The 19,290-nt window shown below is 43.2% G+C and carries 13 protein-coding genes and 1 pseudogene; 3 read left to right on the top strand and 11 right to left on the bottom strand.

Annotated elements, in window-relative coordinates:
- Positions 1-135 precede the first annotated feature (135 nt).
- The 4 genes from AACH28_RS02655 to AACH28_RS02670 all read right to left on the bottom strand — a co-directional run bounded on the left by AACH28_RS02655 (position 136) and on the right by AACH28_RS02670 (position 8,326).
- Complete coding sequence (locus AACH28_RS02655) at positions 136-2,169, bottom strand: heavy metal translocating P-type ATPase (protein WP_341832160.1); 2,034 nt, start codon at positions 2,167-2,169, stop codon at positions 136-138.
- Positions 2,170-2,203: 34 nt separating this feature from the next.
- The gene (locus AACH28_RS02660; protein WP_341832161.1) at positions 2,204-3,514 is read right to left on the bottom strand and encodes an efflux RND transporter periplasmic adaptor subunit; all 1,311 of its coding nucleotides are present in this window, start codon (positions 3,512-3,514) and stop codon (positions 2,204-2,206) included.
- Positions 3,515-3,521: 7 nt separating this feature from the next.
- Positions 3,522-7,844 carry a CusA/CzcA family heavy metal efflux RND transporter gene (locus tag AACH28_RS02665; protein ID WP_341832162.1) on the bottom strand — a complete coding sequence of 1,441 codons (4,323 nt, stop codon included), beginning with the start codon at positions 7,842-7,844 and terminating at the stop codon, positions 3,522-3,524.
- Positions 7,845-7,996: 152 nt separating this feature from the next.
- Positions 7,997-8,326, bottom strand: a complete 330-nt coding sequence (locus tag AACH28_RS02670; RefSeq protein ID WP_341832163.1) for a DUF6660 family protein — start codon at positions 8,324-8,326, stop codon at positions 7,997-7,999.
- 511 nt (positions 8,327-8,837) lie between these two features.
- Between AACH28_RS02670 and AACH28_RS02675 the strand changes: the two genes are divergently transcribed.
- Together AACH28_RS02675 and AACH28_RS02680 are read left to right on the top strand one after the other, a co-directional pair.
- A complete protein-coding gene (locus tag AACH28_RS02675) occupies positions 8,838-9,422 on the top strand; it encodes a hypothetical protein (protein ID WP_341832164.1) in 585 nt (194 codons plus the stop codon).
- Positions 9,423-9,433: 11 nt separating this feature from the next.
- Positions 9,434-10,444 (top strand): hypothetical protein, encoded by a 1,011-nt coding sequence (locus AACH28_RS02680; protein ID WP_341832165.1) that lies wholly within the window; start codon positions 9,434-9,436, stop codon positions 10,442-10,444.
- 29 nt (positions 10,445-10,473) lie between these two features.
- On the opposite strand, the gene AACH28_RS02685 is transcribed toward AACH28_RS02680, so the two are convergent.
- The 7 genes and pseudogenes from AACH28_RS02685 to AACH28_RS02715 form a co-directional block, all read right to left on the bottom strand.
- Positions 10,474-11,367: an IS1595 family transposase gene (locus tag AACH28_RS02685; RefSeq protein ID WP_341831316.1), complete on the bottom strand. Its 894-nt coding sequence runs from the start codon at positions 11,365-11,367 to the stop codon at positions 10,474-10,476.
- A gap of 36 nt (positions 11,368-11,403) precedes the next feature.
- Positions 11,404-11,913, bottom strand: coding sequence for a hypothetical protein (locus AACH28_RS02690; RefSeq protein ID WP_341832166.1), 510 nt, complete (start codon positions 11,911-11,913; stop codon positions 11,404-11,406).
- Positions 11,910-12,710, bottom strand: a complete 801-nt coding sequence (locus tag AACH28_RS02695) for a hypothetical protein (protein WP_341832167.1) — start codon at positions 12,708-12,710, stop codon at positions 11,910-11,912. The genes AACH28_RS02690 and AACH28_RS02695 overlap by 4 nt, the downstream gene beginning before the upstream one ends.
- A gap of 167 nt (positions 12,711-12,877) precedes the next feature.
- The gene (locus tag AACH28_RS02700) at positions 12,878-13,543 is read right to left on the bottom strand and encodes a zinc-binding dehydrogenase (RefSeq protein ID WP_341833101.1); all 666 of its coding nucleotides are present in this window, start codon (positions 13,541-13,543) and stop codon (positions 12,878-12,880) included.
- A pseudogene (locus AACH28_RS02705) lies at positions 13,517-13,792 on the bottom strand (alcohol dehydrogenase catalytic domain-containing protein); the annotation flags it as partial. The pseudogene AACH28_RS02705 and the gene AACH28_RS02700, both read right to left, overlap by 27 nt.
- Before the next feature lie 148 nt (positions 13,793-13,940).
- Positions 13,941-14,963: an IS5 family transposase gene (locus tag AACH28_RS02710; protein WP_341833102.1), complete on the bottom strand. Its 1,023-nt coding sequence runs from the start codon at positions 14,961-14,963 to the stop codon at positions 13,941-13,943.
- A 57-nt stretch (positions 14,964-15,020) separates the two neighbouring features.
- Positions 15,021-16,265, bottom strand: a complete 1,245-nt coding sequence (locus AACH28_RS02715; protein ID WP_341832168.1) for a family 43 glycosylhydrolase — start codon at positions 16,263-16,265, stop codon at positions 15,021-15,023.
- A gap of 254 nt (positions 16,266-16,519) precedes the next feature.
- Here AACH28_RS02715 and AACH28_RS02720 point away from each other — a divergent pair, with 254 nt between their 5' ends.
- On the top strand, positions 16,520-19,249 hold the full coding sequence (locus AACH28_RS02720; protein ID WP_341832169.1) for a DUF5695 domain-containing protein: 2,730 nt from the start codon (positions 16,520-16,522) through the stop codon (positions 19,247-19,249).
- The last annotated feature ends 41 nt before the right edge of the window (positions 19,250-19,290 follow it).

Here is a 19,290-nt window from a genome sequence, read left to right on the forward strand (position 1 = left end):
CTATTCACTTCGTGGACCTACACGTTCAAATATACTAATATTTTTAGTATTTTAAATAGTAGCGAATAAAAATAGGAATACACCCGCCCTTCATTTCGTCCAATGAAAAGGGCGGGTGTAAGTTAGCGCCAGTTGTTAAAATTTCATTTTTTGAATTCTAATGGCATTCAATATCGCAATTAACGATACGCCAACATCGGCAAATACAGCCTCCCACATTGTTGCCAAACCTCCAGCTCCAAGAATCAACACGATTCCTTTGACTATAAAAGCAAGGCCAATATTCTGATAAACAACTTTTTTCGTTTGTTTCCCAATGCGAATGGCCATTGGAATCTTCGAAGGTTTGTCATCCTGTATCACGACATCTGCTGTCTCGATCGTCGCATCACTGCCCAGTCCACCCATCGCTATTCCAACATCACTCAATGCAACAACCGGAGCATCGTTAACACCATCCCCAACAAAAGCAACAGATTCGTTTACCCCCTTTATTTCCTTGACCTTATTCACTTTATCTTCCGGAAGAAGGTCGCCATAGGCCCGATCTATTCCAAGTTCCTTGGCAACATAGGCCACTACCGTCGTCTTATCCCCGCTCAACATCGTTGCTTTTACACCGAGCTTATGCAGTAGCTGAATTGTAAGCGCGGCATCTGCTTTAATGCTATCAGCGATGGTCATGAATCCTACAAATTTACCGTCCAACGCGATGGCAATGGTCGTATATACGATACTATTCGGATCGATATCATAGGCTACATTAAATTTGTCCAGCAATTTAAAGTTACCCACCAGCAACTCTTTGCCTTCAGTAATTCCTTTTAATCCATGTCCGGCGATTTCTTCTATATTATGGAGATTAATAGACTCGTCGATCGCACCTGCGTATTCCCTAATCGCTGTTGCAACTGGATGGCTGCTATGGCTCTCTATTTTATTGACGAGCTTTAAAATTCTTGCCTCGTCGTAACCAGCCTGTAGCTTAATTTCCTGCACCTTAAAAACGCCGGCAGTCATTGTTCCGGTTTTATCCATCACCACATGCCGGATATCTGCCATCGCATCCAAAAAATTACTGCCTTTAAAAAGTATACCATTTCTACTCGCGGCACCGATTCCACCAAAATACCCCAAAGGGATTGAGATGACGAGTGCACAGGGACAGGAGATCACTAAAAATACGAGTGCTCTATACAACCAGTCGCTAAATACATATTGATCGACAAACAAGTAAGGCAGGAAGCAAATTCCAATAGCCAAAAACACAACAATTGGGGTATATATCTTAGCAAATTTGCGGATAAACAGTTCCGTAGGTGCTTTTTGAGCTGTTGCGTTCTGTACAAGCTCAATGATTTTACTCAGTTTGCTATCTTGATAAGCTGTTGTCACCCGAATTAGGCTCACCGTGTTCATATTAATCATTCCTGCCAGCACAACATCACCTTTCATTTTTGTGTCTGGCTTGCTCTCGCCAGTCAGCGCAGCAGTATTAAATGCGCCTTGTTCAGAAAGCAATTCACCATCGAGCCCGAGCTTTTCGCCAGGTTTCAGCTGAACAATCGCTCCGATACCTGCGTCTGCGGCTTTGATTACTTTGCTCTTTCCATTCTCCAAAATGGTCACTTCATCCGGACGCTGATCCAGTAGTGCCTTAATATTACTTTTAGCTCTACTCACCGCCAAGGTCTGAAATACCTCGCCTACGGCGTAAAATAACATCACCGCTACAGCTTCTGGGTATTCTTTGATCGCAAAAGCTCCTATCGTAGCGATACTCATTAAAAGAAACTCCGAAAAGATTTCCCCTTTAGCAATACTCTTTAGGGCATCTCTGATTACAGGATACCCAACAGGTAGATAAGATACGATATACCAGCCCGAACGAACCCAATCCTTAAACCATGTTTGTGCAATCCAATTATCCATCGCTATTGCCGCAATGAGCAAAATAAAAGAAATTAGCGCGGGTAGAAATAACTGCATCTGACTAGCCCCTGCCGTTGAGTGATCGTGACCGTCCTCATCATGGCTATGATCATGACTATGACTGGAAGCTGGAGCTTTCCCAATAAGGTCTTCAGCCCCCGCCTGACTATATATTTTTTCTGTCTGTGTACAACAAAGCTGTCTGCCTTGTGCATCATAACTATGTTGATGTTCCATAACATGCTTTGATTATCTTAACAAATACTGTCAATTAATGTTCGTGCCCACCTGTATTGCTCATTTTAGCATTGATAAAAAAGGCACCCTTTACAACAATTTTCGTTCCGGCAGGAACTTCGGTAACCGGGGTAATCGCCGTATATCCCAAAGCAGACACGCCTTTTTGAATCTCTATTTTTTCAAAATTGATGTTTTTAGCCTGTTCTTCGCCATGCTGCCCAGCTTCTTGCTCATTTTTATGCGCATGTTTTGCTTCACCTTCATCGTGCGCATGCCCGTGATCGTCGTGCCCTTCTTCATGCTCCTCAGGTTTCTTGTCTGTCTCCACAAAAATATAATACTTGCCGTCAGCCTCCACGATTGCATCATTCGGAACAGCCGGAGTCCGTACATTATTGACACCGATCATACCCGTGATGTTCATCCCATCAATCAACCCTACTTTGCTGCCCACAACCGTACTGTGCACAGCGATGGTCTTGCTATCATTTTCAAAGGAAGATCCAATCGTAAAAACTTTGGCGGTATAGGTCTTATCCGGGTTGTTGGTCAGTTGAAAGTTGATTAGCTGTCCGACTTTAACCAAAGGTAGATCCTTTTCAAACACCTGCAGATCCAAATGCAACAGACTATTATCGACAATCTCGATCACTGGCGAAGAGACATCTACATAACTCCCAATTTTCGCAAAAACATTACTTACTGTTCCATTGATAGGGCTTATTACGGCTAATGAGGTCCGCATATTAGAAAGATTCACGCTATTGGGATTAATGCCCATCAATTGGATCTGTTGTTGCAAAGAGGCCTTTCGAGCCCGTAAACTGTTGAAGTCTGCTGTTGCTGCCTGCAGATTTTTCCGTGCGCCCGCATTACCTTCATTGAGTTCCTGTTGCCTTGCCATTTCTTGTTCAGCTAAGGTAATCTTACTTGCAAGGGATACATATTCCTCCTGCAACTGTACAAACTGGGGGTTGGTGATCGTAGCGATCACCTGCCCCTTGCGTACGTGATCACCCAGCTGCACGTTTAATGTCTTTACAACACCACCGTAAAGCGCCGTTGCATTCGCTTTATTGTTATTGGGGACACTTAAAAGTCCATTGGCCTTGATTGTAGCCGTTAGTTCCTTATCTTCAATACCTCCAAAAACGATGCCCACAGCTTTTATTTGCGCAGCACTCAGTACCGCTACAGTAACCGGACCTTCCTCATGCCCCTCTTCGGATTTAGGCGCTTCCTTTCCCTCCGGTTGACCTTTAGGCTCCGACTCATTAGAACCGCAACCGTAAAAAACAGTAACGGCTATACATACGATAAATATCTTTATGAAAACTTTCATTGCTGACTTATTTGTTATTGAAGTAATTATATTGAATTGCTGATTGATTATACTGATTGAGGACTTCTAAATAATTCTGGCGAATCCCAATGGCCTGACTTAAAAATTGACTTAATTCAGCAAAATTGATCTCCCCTGTCCTATAACCCAAACTAGCCGCCTTAATGATGGCATCAGCTTGTTTTAAACCCGAAGACTCGTAAAATTGTAGTAACGCACTATTCTTGTCAATTTCAGCAAGTGCATTCCCTTTATTTGTCTGGAATACCTGCGTCTCATATTCCAACTTACGCTGTTGAACTTCCATTTCAGCGTTGGCAGCCTTCACTTTACTTTTATACGCGCCTAGGCTAAAGACCGGAAAAGATGCGGAGACCGAAAATCCCGATAAGGGATCCTTGGCTCCCCAAACACGTTGGGAGAAAAAACGACCCGAGAACTCAGGCTTATTTGTATTTTTCTGAACACTGATATTTGATGAAGCGATATTTACATTTTGCTGCTGCAAAACAAGTAAAGGATGGGCTGTTTCCGCAGCTGGACTGGCATTCACGACGATCTTCTCCAAGGGCTGATCCAAAGGGAGCATCCACTCGTTACGGTCCAACAAGAGCATAAGTTGCTGTTGCTGAATGACAATGTCCTTTTTGTTTTGAACAAGCTGCGCCTGCAGTTCCTTCAGTTTTGCCTCAGCTGCGATCTTGTCCAGCGCAGCCACGTCACCCGTTCTAAAGCGAAGTTCAGTTGCTTTGAACATGGCTGTATAGATGCTATCCAGCTCCATATACAGCTTTTGGCGATCCTGGAGATACCAAAGTTGAAAATAGGCTGTCCTTACGTCTTTGGTAATTGCAGTTTTTAATACATCCGTATTTAAATTCGCATATTTTAGTTGTTGTTTAAAATACTCCTTGCGCGCGGCATAGAGCCCGGGCCAGGCAATACTTTGTGTTATACCAATTTTCAATAAGCCGGCCTTATCCGTAGGACGGTAATCTTCATTTTCTGCAAAAATACCGGTCTTGGGAATTTCGGTCGCCGTTTTAACATTGAAACCAGCGCCTACGATTTCAGCCTGGTTGATCTGAAACTGACGATTGCTCTTCAGCGCAGTTTCCACAGCTTCTGTAACAGAAATGCGCTCTTGGCCAAACACCTGAGATGCCAAGGCCATAAATAAGAAAGCAAGTACTGTAACAAAGGTCTTAACACCCCTACTTCGTTTCATATTCAATTTAGAATTAAAGATTATATACAATAAAGGCAGCACAAACAACGTCAGGAAAGTTGCCGTTATCAATCCGCCAATAACAACCGTTGCCAAAGGTTTCTGAACCTCAGCACCAGCACTTGTACTTATTGCCATCGGTAAAAAGCCCAGGGAGGCCACTGTCGCTGTCATTAGTACAGGACGTAAACGGGTCAAAGTACCCTCTTTAACACGTTGAAAAATATCATCGACACCCTCTTTTTTCAACTGATTGAATGTCCCAATTAAAACGATACCGTTGAGTACGGCCACACCAAACAAGGCAATAAAACCAATACCGGCACTAATACTGAAAGGCATGCCGCGCAACATCAATGCAAATACGCCGCCAATAGCGCTCATAGGAATTGCAGTAAAAATTAACGTGGCTTGCTTAAAGGAATGGAATGTGAAATACAACAGCATAAAAATAAGCAATAAAGACACTGGTACAGCAATCAGCAGGCGCGAACTCGCTTTTTGCAAATTCTCGAACTGACCTCCGTAGGTGAAATAATAACCCGCGGGAAGTTTTACATTTGTAGCCAATTGTTGCTGAATATCCTTTACTACGGTTTGAACATCACGTCCTGCCACATTAAATCCAATCACAATTCTTCGTTTACCAGCTTCGCGACTGATTTGGGCCGGCCCCAATTTATAATCAATGGCAGCAACCTGAGAAAGCGGGATCTGCGTACCCGTATCTGTAGGAATCATCAGATTACGAACGTCATCAATACTGTTTCGGTGCGTTGTATCTAACCTGACGACCAGATCAAAGCGACGTTCATTTTCATAGATCTGTCCCGTACTCCGACCGGCAAAGGCAGTACTCACCACATCATTGACGTCCTGAATAGTCAATCCATAATTTGCGATACGGGTGCGGTCATAAACGATATTAATTTGCGGGAGACCCGATACACGCTCCACCTGTGGAGGAGTTGCCCCTTGAACAGATTGAATCTGAGCGGCAACCACATTGGCGTAAGCGGCCAGTGAGTCGATGTTTTCACCGAAGATCTTTACAGCAACATCCTGACGGATACCCGTCATTAACTCATTGAAACGCATTTGAATAGGTTGATTTTTCTCAAAGAAGACACCCGGAATTACTGCTAGCTTCTCCAGAATAGCACTCCCCAGTTCTTCATAAGAACGGCCCGACTTCCACTCTTTTTGAGGCTTCAATACCACCATAATATCTGTCGCTTCAGGTGGCATAGGGTCTGTCGGCACCTCCGCAGCTCCTGTTTTACCGACAACCATTTTCACTTCATCGAACTCTTTGATAATCCGGGAAGCCTGCATAGAGGTTTCAATACTTTGCGAAAGCGAGCTTCCCTGAGGAAGTATGCAATGGAATGCATAATCGCCTTCCTGCAATTGTGGAATAAACTCGCCCCCCATATTCTTAAAAAAGAAGGCCGACAAAGCAAAAATGGCAACAGTTAAACTCACGATCAGGTATTTAAACCGAATGGCTTTTTGTAATAAAGGCTCATAAATACGTTGCAGTCCTGCAATCATCCGGTCACTCAACGTTTTCTTGTCGCTGTATTTTTTCGGCAGAAACAAAGCACACATCATGGGGATATAGGTTAACGAGAGAATCAATGCCCCGAAAATGGCAAACCCAACTGTTTGCGCCATTGGACGAAACATTTTCCCTTCAACACCCACCAATGTTAAAATTGGAATATAGACAATAAGAATAATAATCTCACCAAAGGCTGCACTGGTACGAATCTTTGAAGCAGACTCAAATACCTCATGATTCATTTCGGCCTGGGTCAATTTCTGGGTTGACTTTCGTAAGCCTAAGTGATGTAGCGTAGCTTCCACCACAATGACGGCTCCGTCCACAATCAAACCGAAATCTATCGCACCCAAACTCATTAAATTGGCGCTTACGCCGAAGACGTTCATCAGTCCAAGTGCAAACAGCAGCGCCAGTGGGATCGCCGAAGCAACGATAAGACCTGCCCGCAAGTTCCCAAGAAATAATACCAGGACAAAAATTACGATCAGGGCGCCTTCAATCAGATTTTTTTCAACGGTACTGATCGCACGCCCAACGAGATCTGTCCGGTCCAAATAAGGCTCTATGACCACATCATCAGGCAAAGACTTTTGAATAGTCGGTAGTTTTTCTTTCACACGATTGACCACCTCATTGCTGTTTTCACCCTTTAGCATCATGACAACACCACCCACAGCATCTACCTCACCATTGTATGTCAAGGCTCCATAGCGCACAGCATGACCAAACCGTACATCTGCAACATCTTTTACATAAATCGGTATAGACCCTGATTTTCGGATAGCGATATTTCTGACATCTTCCAAAGAGGTCGCCAGTCCAATCCCCCGGATAAAGTATGCATTCGGTTTTTTATCAATATAGGCACCACCTGTATTTTGATTATTTTTCTCTAAAGCAGTAAATATCTCAGGGATCGTGATATTCATCGCTTTAAGTCTATTCGGATCAACAGCTACTTCATATTGTTTAAGCTCACCACCGAAACTATTGACCTCGGCAATTCCAGGAGTTCCATAAAGCTGACGGGCAACAATCCAATCTTGCATGGTTCGCAAATCTTTTGCGTTGTATTTCTTTTCGCTTCCCTTTTTGGGATGGATAATATATTGATATACTTCTCCCAATCCGGTACTTACTGGAGCCAACTCAGGTTTACCAATACCCTGTGGAATCTGATCCACCGCTTCTTTCAAACGCTCACCGATCAGCTGACGGGCAAAATAGATATCTACATCATCATCAAAAACAACGGTAATGACAGAAAGACCAAAGCGTGAAATACTCCTGATCTCCTCAATTTTGGGTACAGTTGCAATACTTTGTTCAATTGGAAAAGTGACCAATTGCTCTACTTCCTGTCCGGCAAGAGTTGGACAAGAGGTAAAGATCTGGACTTGATTATTGGTAATATCGGGAACGGCATCTATGGGTAGTTTCGTCGCACTCCATGCCCCCCAAATGATAAGCAACAAGGTCATTAAACCGATAACGATCTTGTTCTTAATGCTAAATTTTATAATATGATCTAACACAATATACGTGATTAATGCTTAAATAATAGCTCGTTAGAATATCTTCAGCGCTTGTCGTAATAAAATACAACAAACGGATTCCGAGCACAAAGCTGAATAAAGAACAGCATAGCGCGCTCTATCAGATTTGTTTTTAGAATTTTTACGAAAAATTAAGCATTAACTTTCGGCGGCTGCCAGATGCTTCCAAAATAACTGGAAACAATCGCTGTATTGTGTAAAGGATTACGATTATCAAAATAAATTGATACCGGGACACCATCTATCTGCGGAAATTGATAGGCATAAGCCGTTATATTTCCACTGCAACAATTGCAATAGCAGAAAATAGAACAGGCATCAGATGCATCATCACTATGGTTATGCGTTTGGTTTAATTGTGTTTCCATAGCAGTCTGCTCACAGCGATTGCTAGAATCACTGCAGGGAACAAAAGAAAGTCCCATAATATAGGCTATCAATATGAAAACAATTAACCTCATGAATACGCAAATCTAAAAAAAATAAATCATAATCTCCCCTTAACATCGGAAATCTATTGATTCGCATCATCTCCAGTGCCTACTATAAAATAAAGAGACAGGCGCTCTCAACCGAGCGTTTTTTTTATCCCCCCTAGGCCTCACAAAACCGCACAATCCTACACAGCACTACTACCCGACACACGCATTAATTATAAGTAAATTATTATTCAAATAAAACGAATTGTAATTAACAGAAAAACGCACAAAACATGTTTAAACAGTGTTTTATACACAAAACAACACTATTGTAGATGTTTCTCTACAAGAAATATAAGATAACATAAATACAGCATATTAAGTAAAATGCTATTTATATAATTGCATCGATAAAAAACAAAAGCAACAAAAAAGCAATGGTATACCACATTTTAAACACAAATAGGCATACAACTGCAAGAGTTTTTGCGACACAAATCAACAACGAAATCAAATAATCAAAAATCAATAACAAAACAAAATGTCAATTAACATGAATCTAATCCCCCATCGCCGACTGACAAACCTGTTCATGCTAGGCTGCAGTGCTTTTGCACTTAGCCTCTACTCATGTAACAAAAGTGGAGAAAACACCACATTAACAGGAGAAACTGTCGTTAAAATCAATCTATCGGGCGTAGAAGCTTACAATGAAACAGACAACAATGCTGTTCAAAAGCAAGCATCTGCAAACGCTTCGCATTCATCAAGCAATGCACCTGATGTACAGGAAATGACTGTACCGTTAGAAAACGGAGGCTCGGTTGACGTTGTCCTAACAAACAATTCAGCGGTTGCAAAAAGCCTCGTTGCTTCATCCAACCCCAAACTAGCGGCTGTCCAAACACAAGAGAAGCCATTGGACAAAAACGTCAAGTATAAAGTTGTTGTCTATGACAACCAAGGAGCTTACGTAACAGAAAAGGATTATAGCTATGGGGAGGAAGCTACTGCCGCAGGCATCGCTCTTGACGCTGGAAAATCATATACGTTCATTGCTTATTCGATCAATAGCACAACAGTATTACCGGGTATTAACAATCGAAATACACTGTCCGCTGCCAGCTTAACAACATAAGTGACGACTTAATGTATTACACAGGCACATTAACGTTAAAAAATGGTGTAAACAATTTAAATGTTGTATTAAAACACAGATTTAGCCAAATCACCACAACATTGACCATGGATCCAAGTATGACCGGAGCCATCACTCAAATAGGGACTGCAGTATTAAAACCTAGTCACAGTAGTGCAAATTTGAAATTTTCAGACCAAACATTAATATACAATGGCTTGAACAACGCAGGTGTGACTACGCAATTCCCGGCTTTAGGAAATGGCTTACGTACTGTAATTAGTAACCCAGCGATATTGATCCACCCCACAACTAGCAACGGAACATTGATGCTCGGCAGTCTAACCCTTGATGGTGAGACCAAAACAAACATCACCATTCCAAATGTTAAAATCAATCCCGGACAAAAATACGATCTGAAACTTAACTTCAGAACCTGTACACAAGATGTAACCAGCAATGGTTTGGACTGGAGCTATCCAGCAACAACATCGGGTGGCAAAACCGGTATTATGAAAGACGGTAAGTTCTATGCCAATGGAACTGCCATTGACAGAAGCTTTACCGCTCCAGCAGCAGACTATGGTTTTGTTTTCGACATAACCGAACTGGACAATGCATTCAATCTGGAAGTAAATGGTGTCAAATTAGCAAAACAGGAAATTCAATTTCAATCAAATGCGGTTGCCTCTACGCAAAATATCCAATTTTTCGACGGGAGCAAATATGCAGGCAACAATATCGAAACGGGCAAAAGAATTGACGAAGTGTACAACATGAAAGGTACCAGTACAAATCCGCTGGTTAAGGTCGTGATTAGCAGAGCTGGTCAGGTAACCATGTTTGGTAGCAAAACATCCGGCGGTCCTTTATATGAACTTAAACTCGTGAATGGCAACAGCTTCAACACATTTCCTTGGAGTGCAACACAAAGCAATATCGTGAAAGTAACCCAACTTGTTGATGGACGTACTATTATCAAGGGTGTAGGTCCTGGAAAGAAAAAAATCCCTTGCCAATAATCAATAAATAGATCAATTGACCTATTCCTTTAAGCAATAATCATATTATATTGTTCTGGTTTATGGCAGATCATCCGATATACTAGGTTGTCAAAAATATTCCCTTTCATAAAACTTCTGTTGAATCGATAGGTATATTCATTAATATATTCCTGTAGATCTCCAACGTGATGGTACATTCCTCTCAACCAGCTTTTAAAGGTCATGATAACCCTGTGTAGTTCTGGGAAGTTCTCACCTTTCTTACCAGATTTGACACGCTCCATATTTTCGAAATCTTTCAATATCGGCTTATAACCTGTCCATTTGTCGGTGGTCACCTTAGCCTGTGGCTCTATGTTTTGCTTCATGAAGCTACCTAAGTTGATCGCATCGGCTTTGTCTATCACCTTGGCGTAAAAGCGCGAAACTCCGTTGCCTTTCTTTTCTATAGCAACCACCACAAGCTTCTTCTTTCCTTTTTTACGTCCTTTGGAATTTTCATCCTGACCGCCAACAAATGTTTCGTCAACTTCCACAACTCCACGCAAAGGAAATTTACCGCTGCTCTCCATCGCTTTCATCTCTTTGCGTTTGAATAACCATGCTACTTTTTGCTTGATCCCTAACTTCCTGCCAAGCTCGGTACTGGCAATACCCTTTTTGTTTGTACTTATGAAGTATACTGCGTAAAAGGCTTTAACTAAAGGAAACTTAACCTTATGGAATAGGGTGCCTGCTGTAGGAGATTCCAAATAACGGCAGCGATTGCACTGACGGTCATGCTCTTTTATTCCCTTGCAAAAACTCCCGTAACCACATTTCTTACATTTGTAACCATCTTGCCATTTCAAAGCCGATAAATAAGCTAAACAATCAGCATCACTGCTAAATTGCGACTGAAAATCGAACAAACTCAACTCTTTTTCTTTATTGCCTACCATACCTAAATTTAATCACCTAAAGATAAGAAAACTAAATTATTTAGCAAAAGGATAGGTCAATACCAGAAAAACCATAAATGCAATTGGAAAAAGTATCCAGCGTTCTTTGATCTCGTCGCGACGTTCCTTATTCAAGAGCGCCAGCAGACCGACCAGGCAGGAAAGGGTAGCAATGACAAGAATCAACCAACGTTCCGATCGTGAAGGTTGAAGCACGAGGTTATCTAATCCGGCTAAAATAAAAAGGGTCAGAATGGAAAGCCATATCGCCATCCAATACCCTGTTATTGCCGGTCTAAAAACGAGGGATAAAAAGACCGAGGCAACAGTCAATATGGTGATCGTAAACACAAAAGGTGGTGCGGGAAATATAAATTGCATGACGCACAGTCCGATGATTAACCCACTCAGAAGCGGTCGGTGCAACAACAGACTTGACTGAACCGTATTTTTATCGTTGATCCTCCCGCGCAATACATAAACATAGGAAACGACGACCAGGGTTGCCAGAAAAAAGAAAAGCAGTTTTCCCAGATGCGCTCTCAAATAATAGAAATAGAGCCATTTGCTTTCACGAATGAGAAGAAGAGGATTTCATTCATCGGTCGCTCAAACTTACTTGGGACCCAAATATTGACAAAGTTGCGAGCTATCGTTCGGTTAGAGAGCCGGTTCTGGAAGTAGAGCACCTCCTCCATATCCGATTCCAGCCGTGTCAGCTCGATATTAATTTTATTCTGCAGTTCGTGGACACTGTTGATCCGCTCTGCCAATTTCAGCGTAATGGGTGAAATCTCCCTTGCGATCACCCGAATCCTGTCCATATACCGGGCAAGATTAGCAGAATCCTTGGAGATGACAAAAAGTGCGGGGTCATTGCTCAACGAGTCGAGATCCAATTGATAATTTGTGATCCTATCCTGATAACGGTCCATATCGCGTTTTAAACTCCTTACCTCTATGGAAAGTGCGTTCAAGATGTTGAAGGTCACTGTAAGATTACGCGATGATTGGGCAGAACCCTTGTTTTCAAAGACACCATCTTTTGCAATATCATGTAAGACGATCAGCTCCTTCAGCTCCTGGTCCACGTTCAAGGAATCGAAACCTTTGCGCAGAAAGGAACGCGATTGACTCGCTAATAACTTAATATCCTCCAATACCCGATTTTGGCGGATGGCTGCACGGTCCATTTCCAAATCCCGGACACTCCTTTTAGCCGATTCTTTAAAAAATCGTTCCGTCTTGGCGACAAATCCCTGCTGAACAGAATCTTGGGGATTACCAAACAGCCCCCGTGAAAACAATATGATGAAGAAACATGCTAAAAATTTCCTGCGCATTGCCATTGAAGTTTATTTTTTTCCTTTAGGTATTTAAATTGTACTATGAACACCTAAATGTACATATATCGCTTTAATATTGTTTCATCATCCTTCATTTAACAGCAAGATATTTTATAGTTACCCACCCCTCAATTCGATCTTTCACAAAGCCAAAGCCGCTTCGGTCAAAACGCGATCAGTAGCCTAAAAACACGTCCGGGATCATTCAACCATGATTCCAAGGCCAATTGTGCATCCTTCGCCCGATAAATAGCCGTTATCAGTTCTTCGATCGGGCAGGTTTTCATTTTCAAGTAATTCATTACCGCAGCAAAATCCTTTGCCGTGGCATTGCGCGACCCGCTGATATCCAGTTCCTTTTTGACAAAAAACTGTGTATCAAAAGGAATCGCTTCCTTTGCATACCCGATATACAGCACTCTGCCTGTATATGCAGCGGCAGCAATGGCCGCCAGGTATGTTTCCTTTCGGCCAACGGCTTCGATAACAACATCAGCTCCCATGGACTGAGTCAACACATCCAACCTCGCAAGCAGATCTTCCGTAGCGCTATTAATCGTATACTTTGCACCTAGTTTTTTCGCTAGTTCGAGCTTTTCAGTACTCACATCGACAGCAATGACTGTAGCTCCCCGTAATGCTGACCGAATGATCGCCCCCACTCCGATCATACCACATCCAAATACCAATACAATATCGCCGTCTGTTACCGATGCTCGGTCAACGGCGTGGAAGCCCACACTCATAGGTTCCACAAGAGCCAATTCTTTGGATGAAAGCTGTCCCCCAGCGATGATCTTTTCAACAGGTAAGACAAGATATTCGGTCATGGCGCCATCGCGCTGTACACCCATAGTCTCGTTGTAACGGCAAGCGTTGGGCCTATTATTTTTACATGCGGTACAAACACCACAGTTGGAATACGGATTTACTGTAACTTTTGTACCAACCTTAAGATCAGTTGTCACATTAGTCCCCAATTCCACGACCGTTGCCCCAATTTCATGCCCTGGTATGACCGGCAAATTGACCAATGGATTCAACCCCCGAAAGGTATTCAGATCTGAACCGCAGAATCCAACATAGTCTACCTAAGACCGTTGCAAAATAATGTTGATATTTTCTGATCGGTTATTTTTGCTTTTTTTTGCAGTTTTTTCCGATTTGGATTCGGAAATCTAGTTGCGTTTTCTTGAAAAATCCTCTTTTTGAGGCCTTTTCAACTGCTTAATTTGTGTTTTTTATTGCATTGAACACAAGTATCCCAGGTGATCTGTAAAGATTGTACGCCATGGCTTCCATTAGATTTTGTGTATGCATTTTGGCGATCACCTTATACCTTGCACAGCTTGAGTTGAACCATCGCCGGATGCTCCCGAAGGTCCGTTCAACTTTGAACCTGATCTTGCCGATCAGTTTGTTTCTTAACTTCTCTCTTTCGGTTAACGCTGTTCCTTTCTTTGCCTTATGCAAGATCCTGCTTTTTAGCTTTCCTGATTTGATCAATTCCTCATTTTTAGAGGAACGATATCCCTTGTCAGCATAGATATGGATGCCCTTTGGAAGGTCAGCCGAAGATATTACCTGTTGAAGATTGGCAATTTCATTTACATTTGCTGGAGTGGTTACCACGCCCAGAACCAGGCCTTCTGTATCGGTGACATAATGCTTTTTATAGCCATAACCTGTTTTCCCAGCCTTCTTTATCCAACGAGCTTCATGGTCAACACCCGGGCTCTCTTGTTGGATCAATAACTGTTCACTATTCTCTTTATCCAGCTCAGAATCTTCGCGAGGATGTTCACTACGGTCACTTTCGATCTCGTAAATAACTTTGCCTTTTGGTTTTAGCGGAGAATCAACAATACTGGCATCAACGATAGCTCCACGTTTTACCAATATTTTATGTTTATTCAACTGCTTGTTCAGCTCCTTGAATAGATTCTCATAAACACCCTTTTCTGTCAGCGAGCTGCGAAAACGGCTAATAACACTGTGATCGGGAACCGAATCGTCCAAACTGATGCCAACAAAGCGACTAAAGGAGATACTGTCGTTTATACGGTCTTCTACTTCGTAGTCACTCAGACCATACCAGGTCTGTAGAAGTGTCATTTTGAAGAGGACAAGACCAGAATAACTAGGGCGTCCCATTTTGCTTTCCCCTTTGTGGTAATGCTTGTTGATAATATTTGAAATCGGATGCCAATTTACCAATGTATTGATCTGATCGAAGAATTCCTGCTTGATTTTCCGTCTTTGAACCATGTAATCAACAAAGCTAACTTTTTCTGTCTTTTCCATACCTTAAATATAACGAAAATCAACAAGAAACAAATTAAAAACTTGAATATCAATAAAATAAAAACCAAACACTTTTGCAACGGTCTTGGTCTGTATATCCAGCTTCTTACCCAGGTCAAGAGCTACCCAGGCCGGTCCTTGATTATTTTTGGCCCGCCATAGTGTTCCATTGTTGTTGTCGACTAAGAATGCAGGCCTAAAATCTGTATTGTAGTAAGAGGAGGCCTTCACCGTTTTCCCAAAAGCCAAATCGACTGGCCCTGTAACTGTTGGAAGCAAATCTGGCACACCAGCATGTGTGGGCCGCACCGGCTCAATATCGCCGTCAGGCCTAAAGAATAGCTCGTCCATGGCAACCTGACGGTGGAAGCCACCCCCAGCATGTGGATTGTTATGCCTGTGATAGACGATGAAATAACGATTATCCTGTTCAAGAATACTATGATGTCCCGGACCGTGAATACTGCCATCCTCGTTTGTAATCAATATCGGATTGGCCGATGGATATTCAAAAGGTCCCATGGGACCGATTTTACTTTTAACATATTGCACACGATAAGTACCATCTTCACAATGCCCCGAGGAGTACATCAGGTAATAGATGCCCTTACGCTTAAACATATAGGGCGCCTCAAAAAAGTCCTTTGCCACCGTATTGGGAATCAATGCTGTTTTTTCGAACGTTTTCATATCCCTGTTGAGTATCCCCACCCCACATCCATGATCGGGGTAGATTCCCCAGATTCCCCAAAATAGATAGATGCGACCATCATCATCCCGAAAGGTTTGCCCGTCCAGGGTAATCACACCTGGAACCATATAGTTCGGGATCATCGATTTGCCACCGGCTACCAAAGGTTCCCATGGGCCTGTGGGGCTGTCGGCCACCGCCCCAAAAATTTCTACAGGCTGACTATAATAGAGGTAATATCGTCCGTCGTATCCCTGCGTCATATCAGGAGCCCAGTACCAGTGCGTATTGGGCCAGTTCATGGGTTGAATGGTCCAGTTCTTAAAATCCCTGGATGTCCATACCTGTGATGGCCCTGCTCCCCAGCCATTACCATCGGTGGTCGCATAAATATAATACGTATCCGCAATTTTCTTGATGCTCGGGTCCGCAAAATACCCGGGCAGCAGTGGATTCAATACATTAGGCTGTTGGTAGGGTTTCAACGGCTGTGCCACCAGCCCTGTAAGCGACATAACCAGTACAGCCAAAATAGCGAAAGAAAAATAATGTTTCATGATAACACAAAGTTTACAGGTACATAAAAAACGATATCGCCATTCAATTGACTTTATAACAAATAAAATCTACGATAAATGTCTATTTAACATTAAATTTATAACTTAGATCATCGCATTACAAATTTTGAGGGCTAATAGGTTAAAAATGGGCTATTGAAGGTTAAAATCTACCCATAAATCGAGGGTACAATCCTTCATCTTTGTAAGAACAATGATCATCGGCGTATTAAATGAGCAATAACATGTCTAAAATGAATCTTAAAAAAAGCTATTGGATCCTATTTGCGCTCGTATTCACACAGTTGCCAAGCAGCGTATATAGTCAACAGGACGAACACCCCGTATGGAAAGCAGTCAAAGCACAGCAAGCCACTTTAGGTGTTGAAGAGGGTGCCAAAAGCTTTACCCTCAAAAACCTCCATGTAGCTATCCTCAATGCATCGCAGACGCTATCTTCTTTTCGCCCCAACGGCAGCGAAAAAGATTTTGACTATACACCTGTTGAGCTCCTGAGCAAAAGAGACCGCAATAAGTTTTTTCATATCGGTGATATCAATATCAGTTTGCGCCGTCAGGGTGATACCCCCTGGACTTCCTACTCATCGGCGGCAGACCGTAAGCATGTCATCCCGATAAATCCCGCTAAAAACGATCTTGCAAGTGCAGATATCAGCCCTACGCTCAACAATATTCCGTTGAAGGTTGTACGCAGCTGGCGAGATGACGGAGGCGATCTGATCCTGAGTTTTGAGGTTTCAAATCCCAACGATTATCCCATCGAAATCGGCGCGCTGGGTATCCCACTTCCCTTCAACAACAACATGGATTGGAAAAATCTCGATCAGGCACATGCACAGAATGTCTTTTTCGATCCCTATATCGGCCAAGATGCGGGTTATCTACAGGTCAACCGCCTACATGGCAATGGGCCGAGTCTGTTGGTATTGCCCTATAAAAATGCAGGCTTTGAAGCCTACAATCCGCTCAATACAGACCCTACCCCCCGAAGTATTACCTTTGAGGGATTTCATGAATGGATGATCCACAGTAAGGCCTATGCCGAGACTGATTGGAAAGGCGTAGAACAATGGAATACACCGACTTCTACCCTCTTGAAACCACATGAATCAAAGACCTTTGCCTTAAAATTTGTCCTCGCACCAAGTATCCGGCAAATTGAATCGGAGTTATTGAAAAACAATAGGCCTGTCGCTGTTGGACTTCCCGGATATGTTGTCCCCATGGACAATCCCGCCAAACTCTTTGTTAAGCACAACAAAGCGGTCAAAAGTGTCAGTGTCTATCCCGAAGGTGCATTGACGCTGACAAAAAAAGGAAGCACAGCTCAGCAATGGACCGAATACGAAGTGAAGGGCAACCGTTGGGGACGTGCACGGCTTACCATCAACTACAGGGATGGCATTACGCAGACGATCCACTATAAAGTAATCAAATCCGAAAAAGAAGTTGTACAGGATCTGGGCCATTTCCTCACCACCAAGCAGTGGTATGAAAATGACAAGGATCTCTTTGGCCGTTCACCATCTGTCATATCCTATGACTATGAAGAACAGCAGCCCATCACCCAAAATAGGAGCGCCTGGTTTGCAGGCCTCAGCGATGAAGCCGGAGCAGCAAGCTGGCTTGCCGCCCTGATGAAACAAGTACTGCAGCCCGATCAACAGGAAATAGCCAAATTGAAACGTTTTGTCAATGAGACCCTATACGGTCATATCCAGCATAAAGAAGGCGACAAGGAATATGGTGTTGTCAAAAGCCTTTTTTATTATGAACCAGATTCAATGCCAGCCGGTACCTATCGTTCGGATATCAACTGGAAAACCTGGTCTGCCTGGCCCAAAAAGGAAGCCGATGACATTGGACGATCCTACAATTATCCACATGTTGCGGCAGCACATTGGGTGATGTACAGGCTCGCCCGCAACTACAACAATCTGGTCAATGAGGAAACCTGGGACAAGTACCTCGAACGGGCTTACCAGACCAGTATCGCCATGGTCGAAAAAGCGCCTTATTACGCGCAGTTCGGTCAAATGGAAGGCAGTATCTTCCTTATCGTCCTCAATGATCTCCGTAAGGAAGGATTAACAACGATGGCCGACAAGCTTGAAGCCGCCATGCGCAAGCGAGCAGAGCATTGGAAAACCCTCAATTATCCATTCGGGAGTGAGATGCCATGGGATTCTACAGGTCAGGAAGAGGTATACCTCTGGTCGCGCTTCTTCGGCTTCGACGAAAAAGCTGAAGTGACGCTCAATGCCATCATTGCTTACATGCCTACCGTGCCGCACTGGGGTTACAATGGCAGTGCACGCCGTTATTGGGATTTTGTCTATGGCGGCAAGCTCTCCCGTATCGAGCGGCAGCTGCACCATTATGGTTCGGCCCTCAATGCCATTCCTGTCCTTACAGCTTATCGCGACCATCCGGACGACTTCTACCTGCTCCGTATCGGACATGCAGGTATGATGGGGGCCTTGGCCAATGTCACAGCCGATGGCTTTGGCCCGGGAGCGTTCCACTCCTACCCGTCCACACTAGCCAATGACGGCATCTCGGGCGATTATGGAACCGGCTTTTATGGTTATGCCGTAAATTCGGGGACCTACATTGTCGAACATTCCGAATTTGGCTGGCTGGCTTTCAGCGGTAATCTAAAAACCGAAAAACAACAGGTCAAGGTTGCCCTGACTACAGCCTCCAAGGGACGTGTCTTCCTGGCAAAGGAAAACCTTTGGTTGACCACAGATGCCGGAGAAATTGTTGAATTATATTACGATCAAAAGGACCACAGCGTCACGCTGATCTTCAATAATGAAGCAAAACAAAACAGCGCAAATATCCTGCTCAATGTAAATCCCGAAAGCCATTATGAGGTGGAAGGAATAAACAAAGATCCGTTGAATCGCTATGTAATACCCCTATCAACAAAAACGGTAAAATTGAAAAAGCTGAAGTAGAAGAGATCCACACAACGGCCTACCAAAACCTCGCCTATATC

Source organism: Sphingobacterium thalpophilum (assembly GCF_038396785.1).
GTDB lineage: Bacteria > Bacteroidota > Bacteroidia > Sphingobacteriales > Sphingobacteriaceae > Sphingobacterium > Sphingobacterium thalpophilum_A.

Excerpts from the sequence above, each read along its gene's own strand:
- AACH28_RS02655 (WP_341832160.1), bottom strand. The coding sequence starts at position 2,169 with ATGGAACATCAACATAGTTATGATGCACAAGGCAGACAGCTTTGTTGT.
- AACH28_RS02660 (WP_341832161.1), bottom strand. The coding sequence starts at position 3,514 with ATGAAAGTTTTCATAAAGATATTTATCGTATGTATAGCCGTTACTGTT.
- AACH28_RS02670 (WP_341832163.1), bottom strand. The coding sequence starts at position 8,326 with ATGAGGTTAATTGTTTTCATATTGATAGCCTATATTATGGGACTTTCT.
- AACH28_RS02675 (WP_341832164.1), top strand. The coding sequence starts at position 8,838 with ATGAATCTAATCCCCCATCGCCGACTGACAAACCTGTTCATGCTAGGC.
- AACH28_RS02680 (WP_341832165.1), top strand. The coding sequence starts at position 9,434 with ATGTATTACACAGGCACATTAACGTTAAAAAATGGTGTAAACAATTTA.
- AACH28_RS02685 (WP_341831316.1), bottom strand. The coding sequence starts at position 11,367 with ATGGTAGGCAATAAAGAAAAAGAGTTGAGTTTGTTCGATTTTCAGTCG.
- AACH28_RS02695 (WP_341832167.1), bottom strand. The coding sequence starts at position 12,710 with ATGCGCAGGAAATTTTTAGCATGTTTCTTCATCATATTGTTTTCACGG.
- AACH28_RS02700 (WP_341833101.1), bottom strand. The coding sequence starts at position 13,543 with ATGACCGAATATCTTGTCTTACCTGTTGAAAAGATCATCGCTGGGGGA.
- AACH28_RS02715 (WP_341832168.1), bottom strand. The coding sequence starts at position 16,265 with ATGAAACATTATTTTTCTTTCGCTATTTTGGCTGTACTGGTTATGTCG.
- AACH28_RS02720 (WP_341832169.1), top strand. The coding sequence starts at position 16,520 with ATGAATCTTAAAAAAAGCTATTGGATCCTATTTGCGCTCGTATTCACA.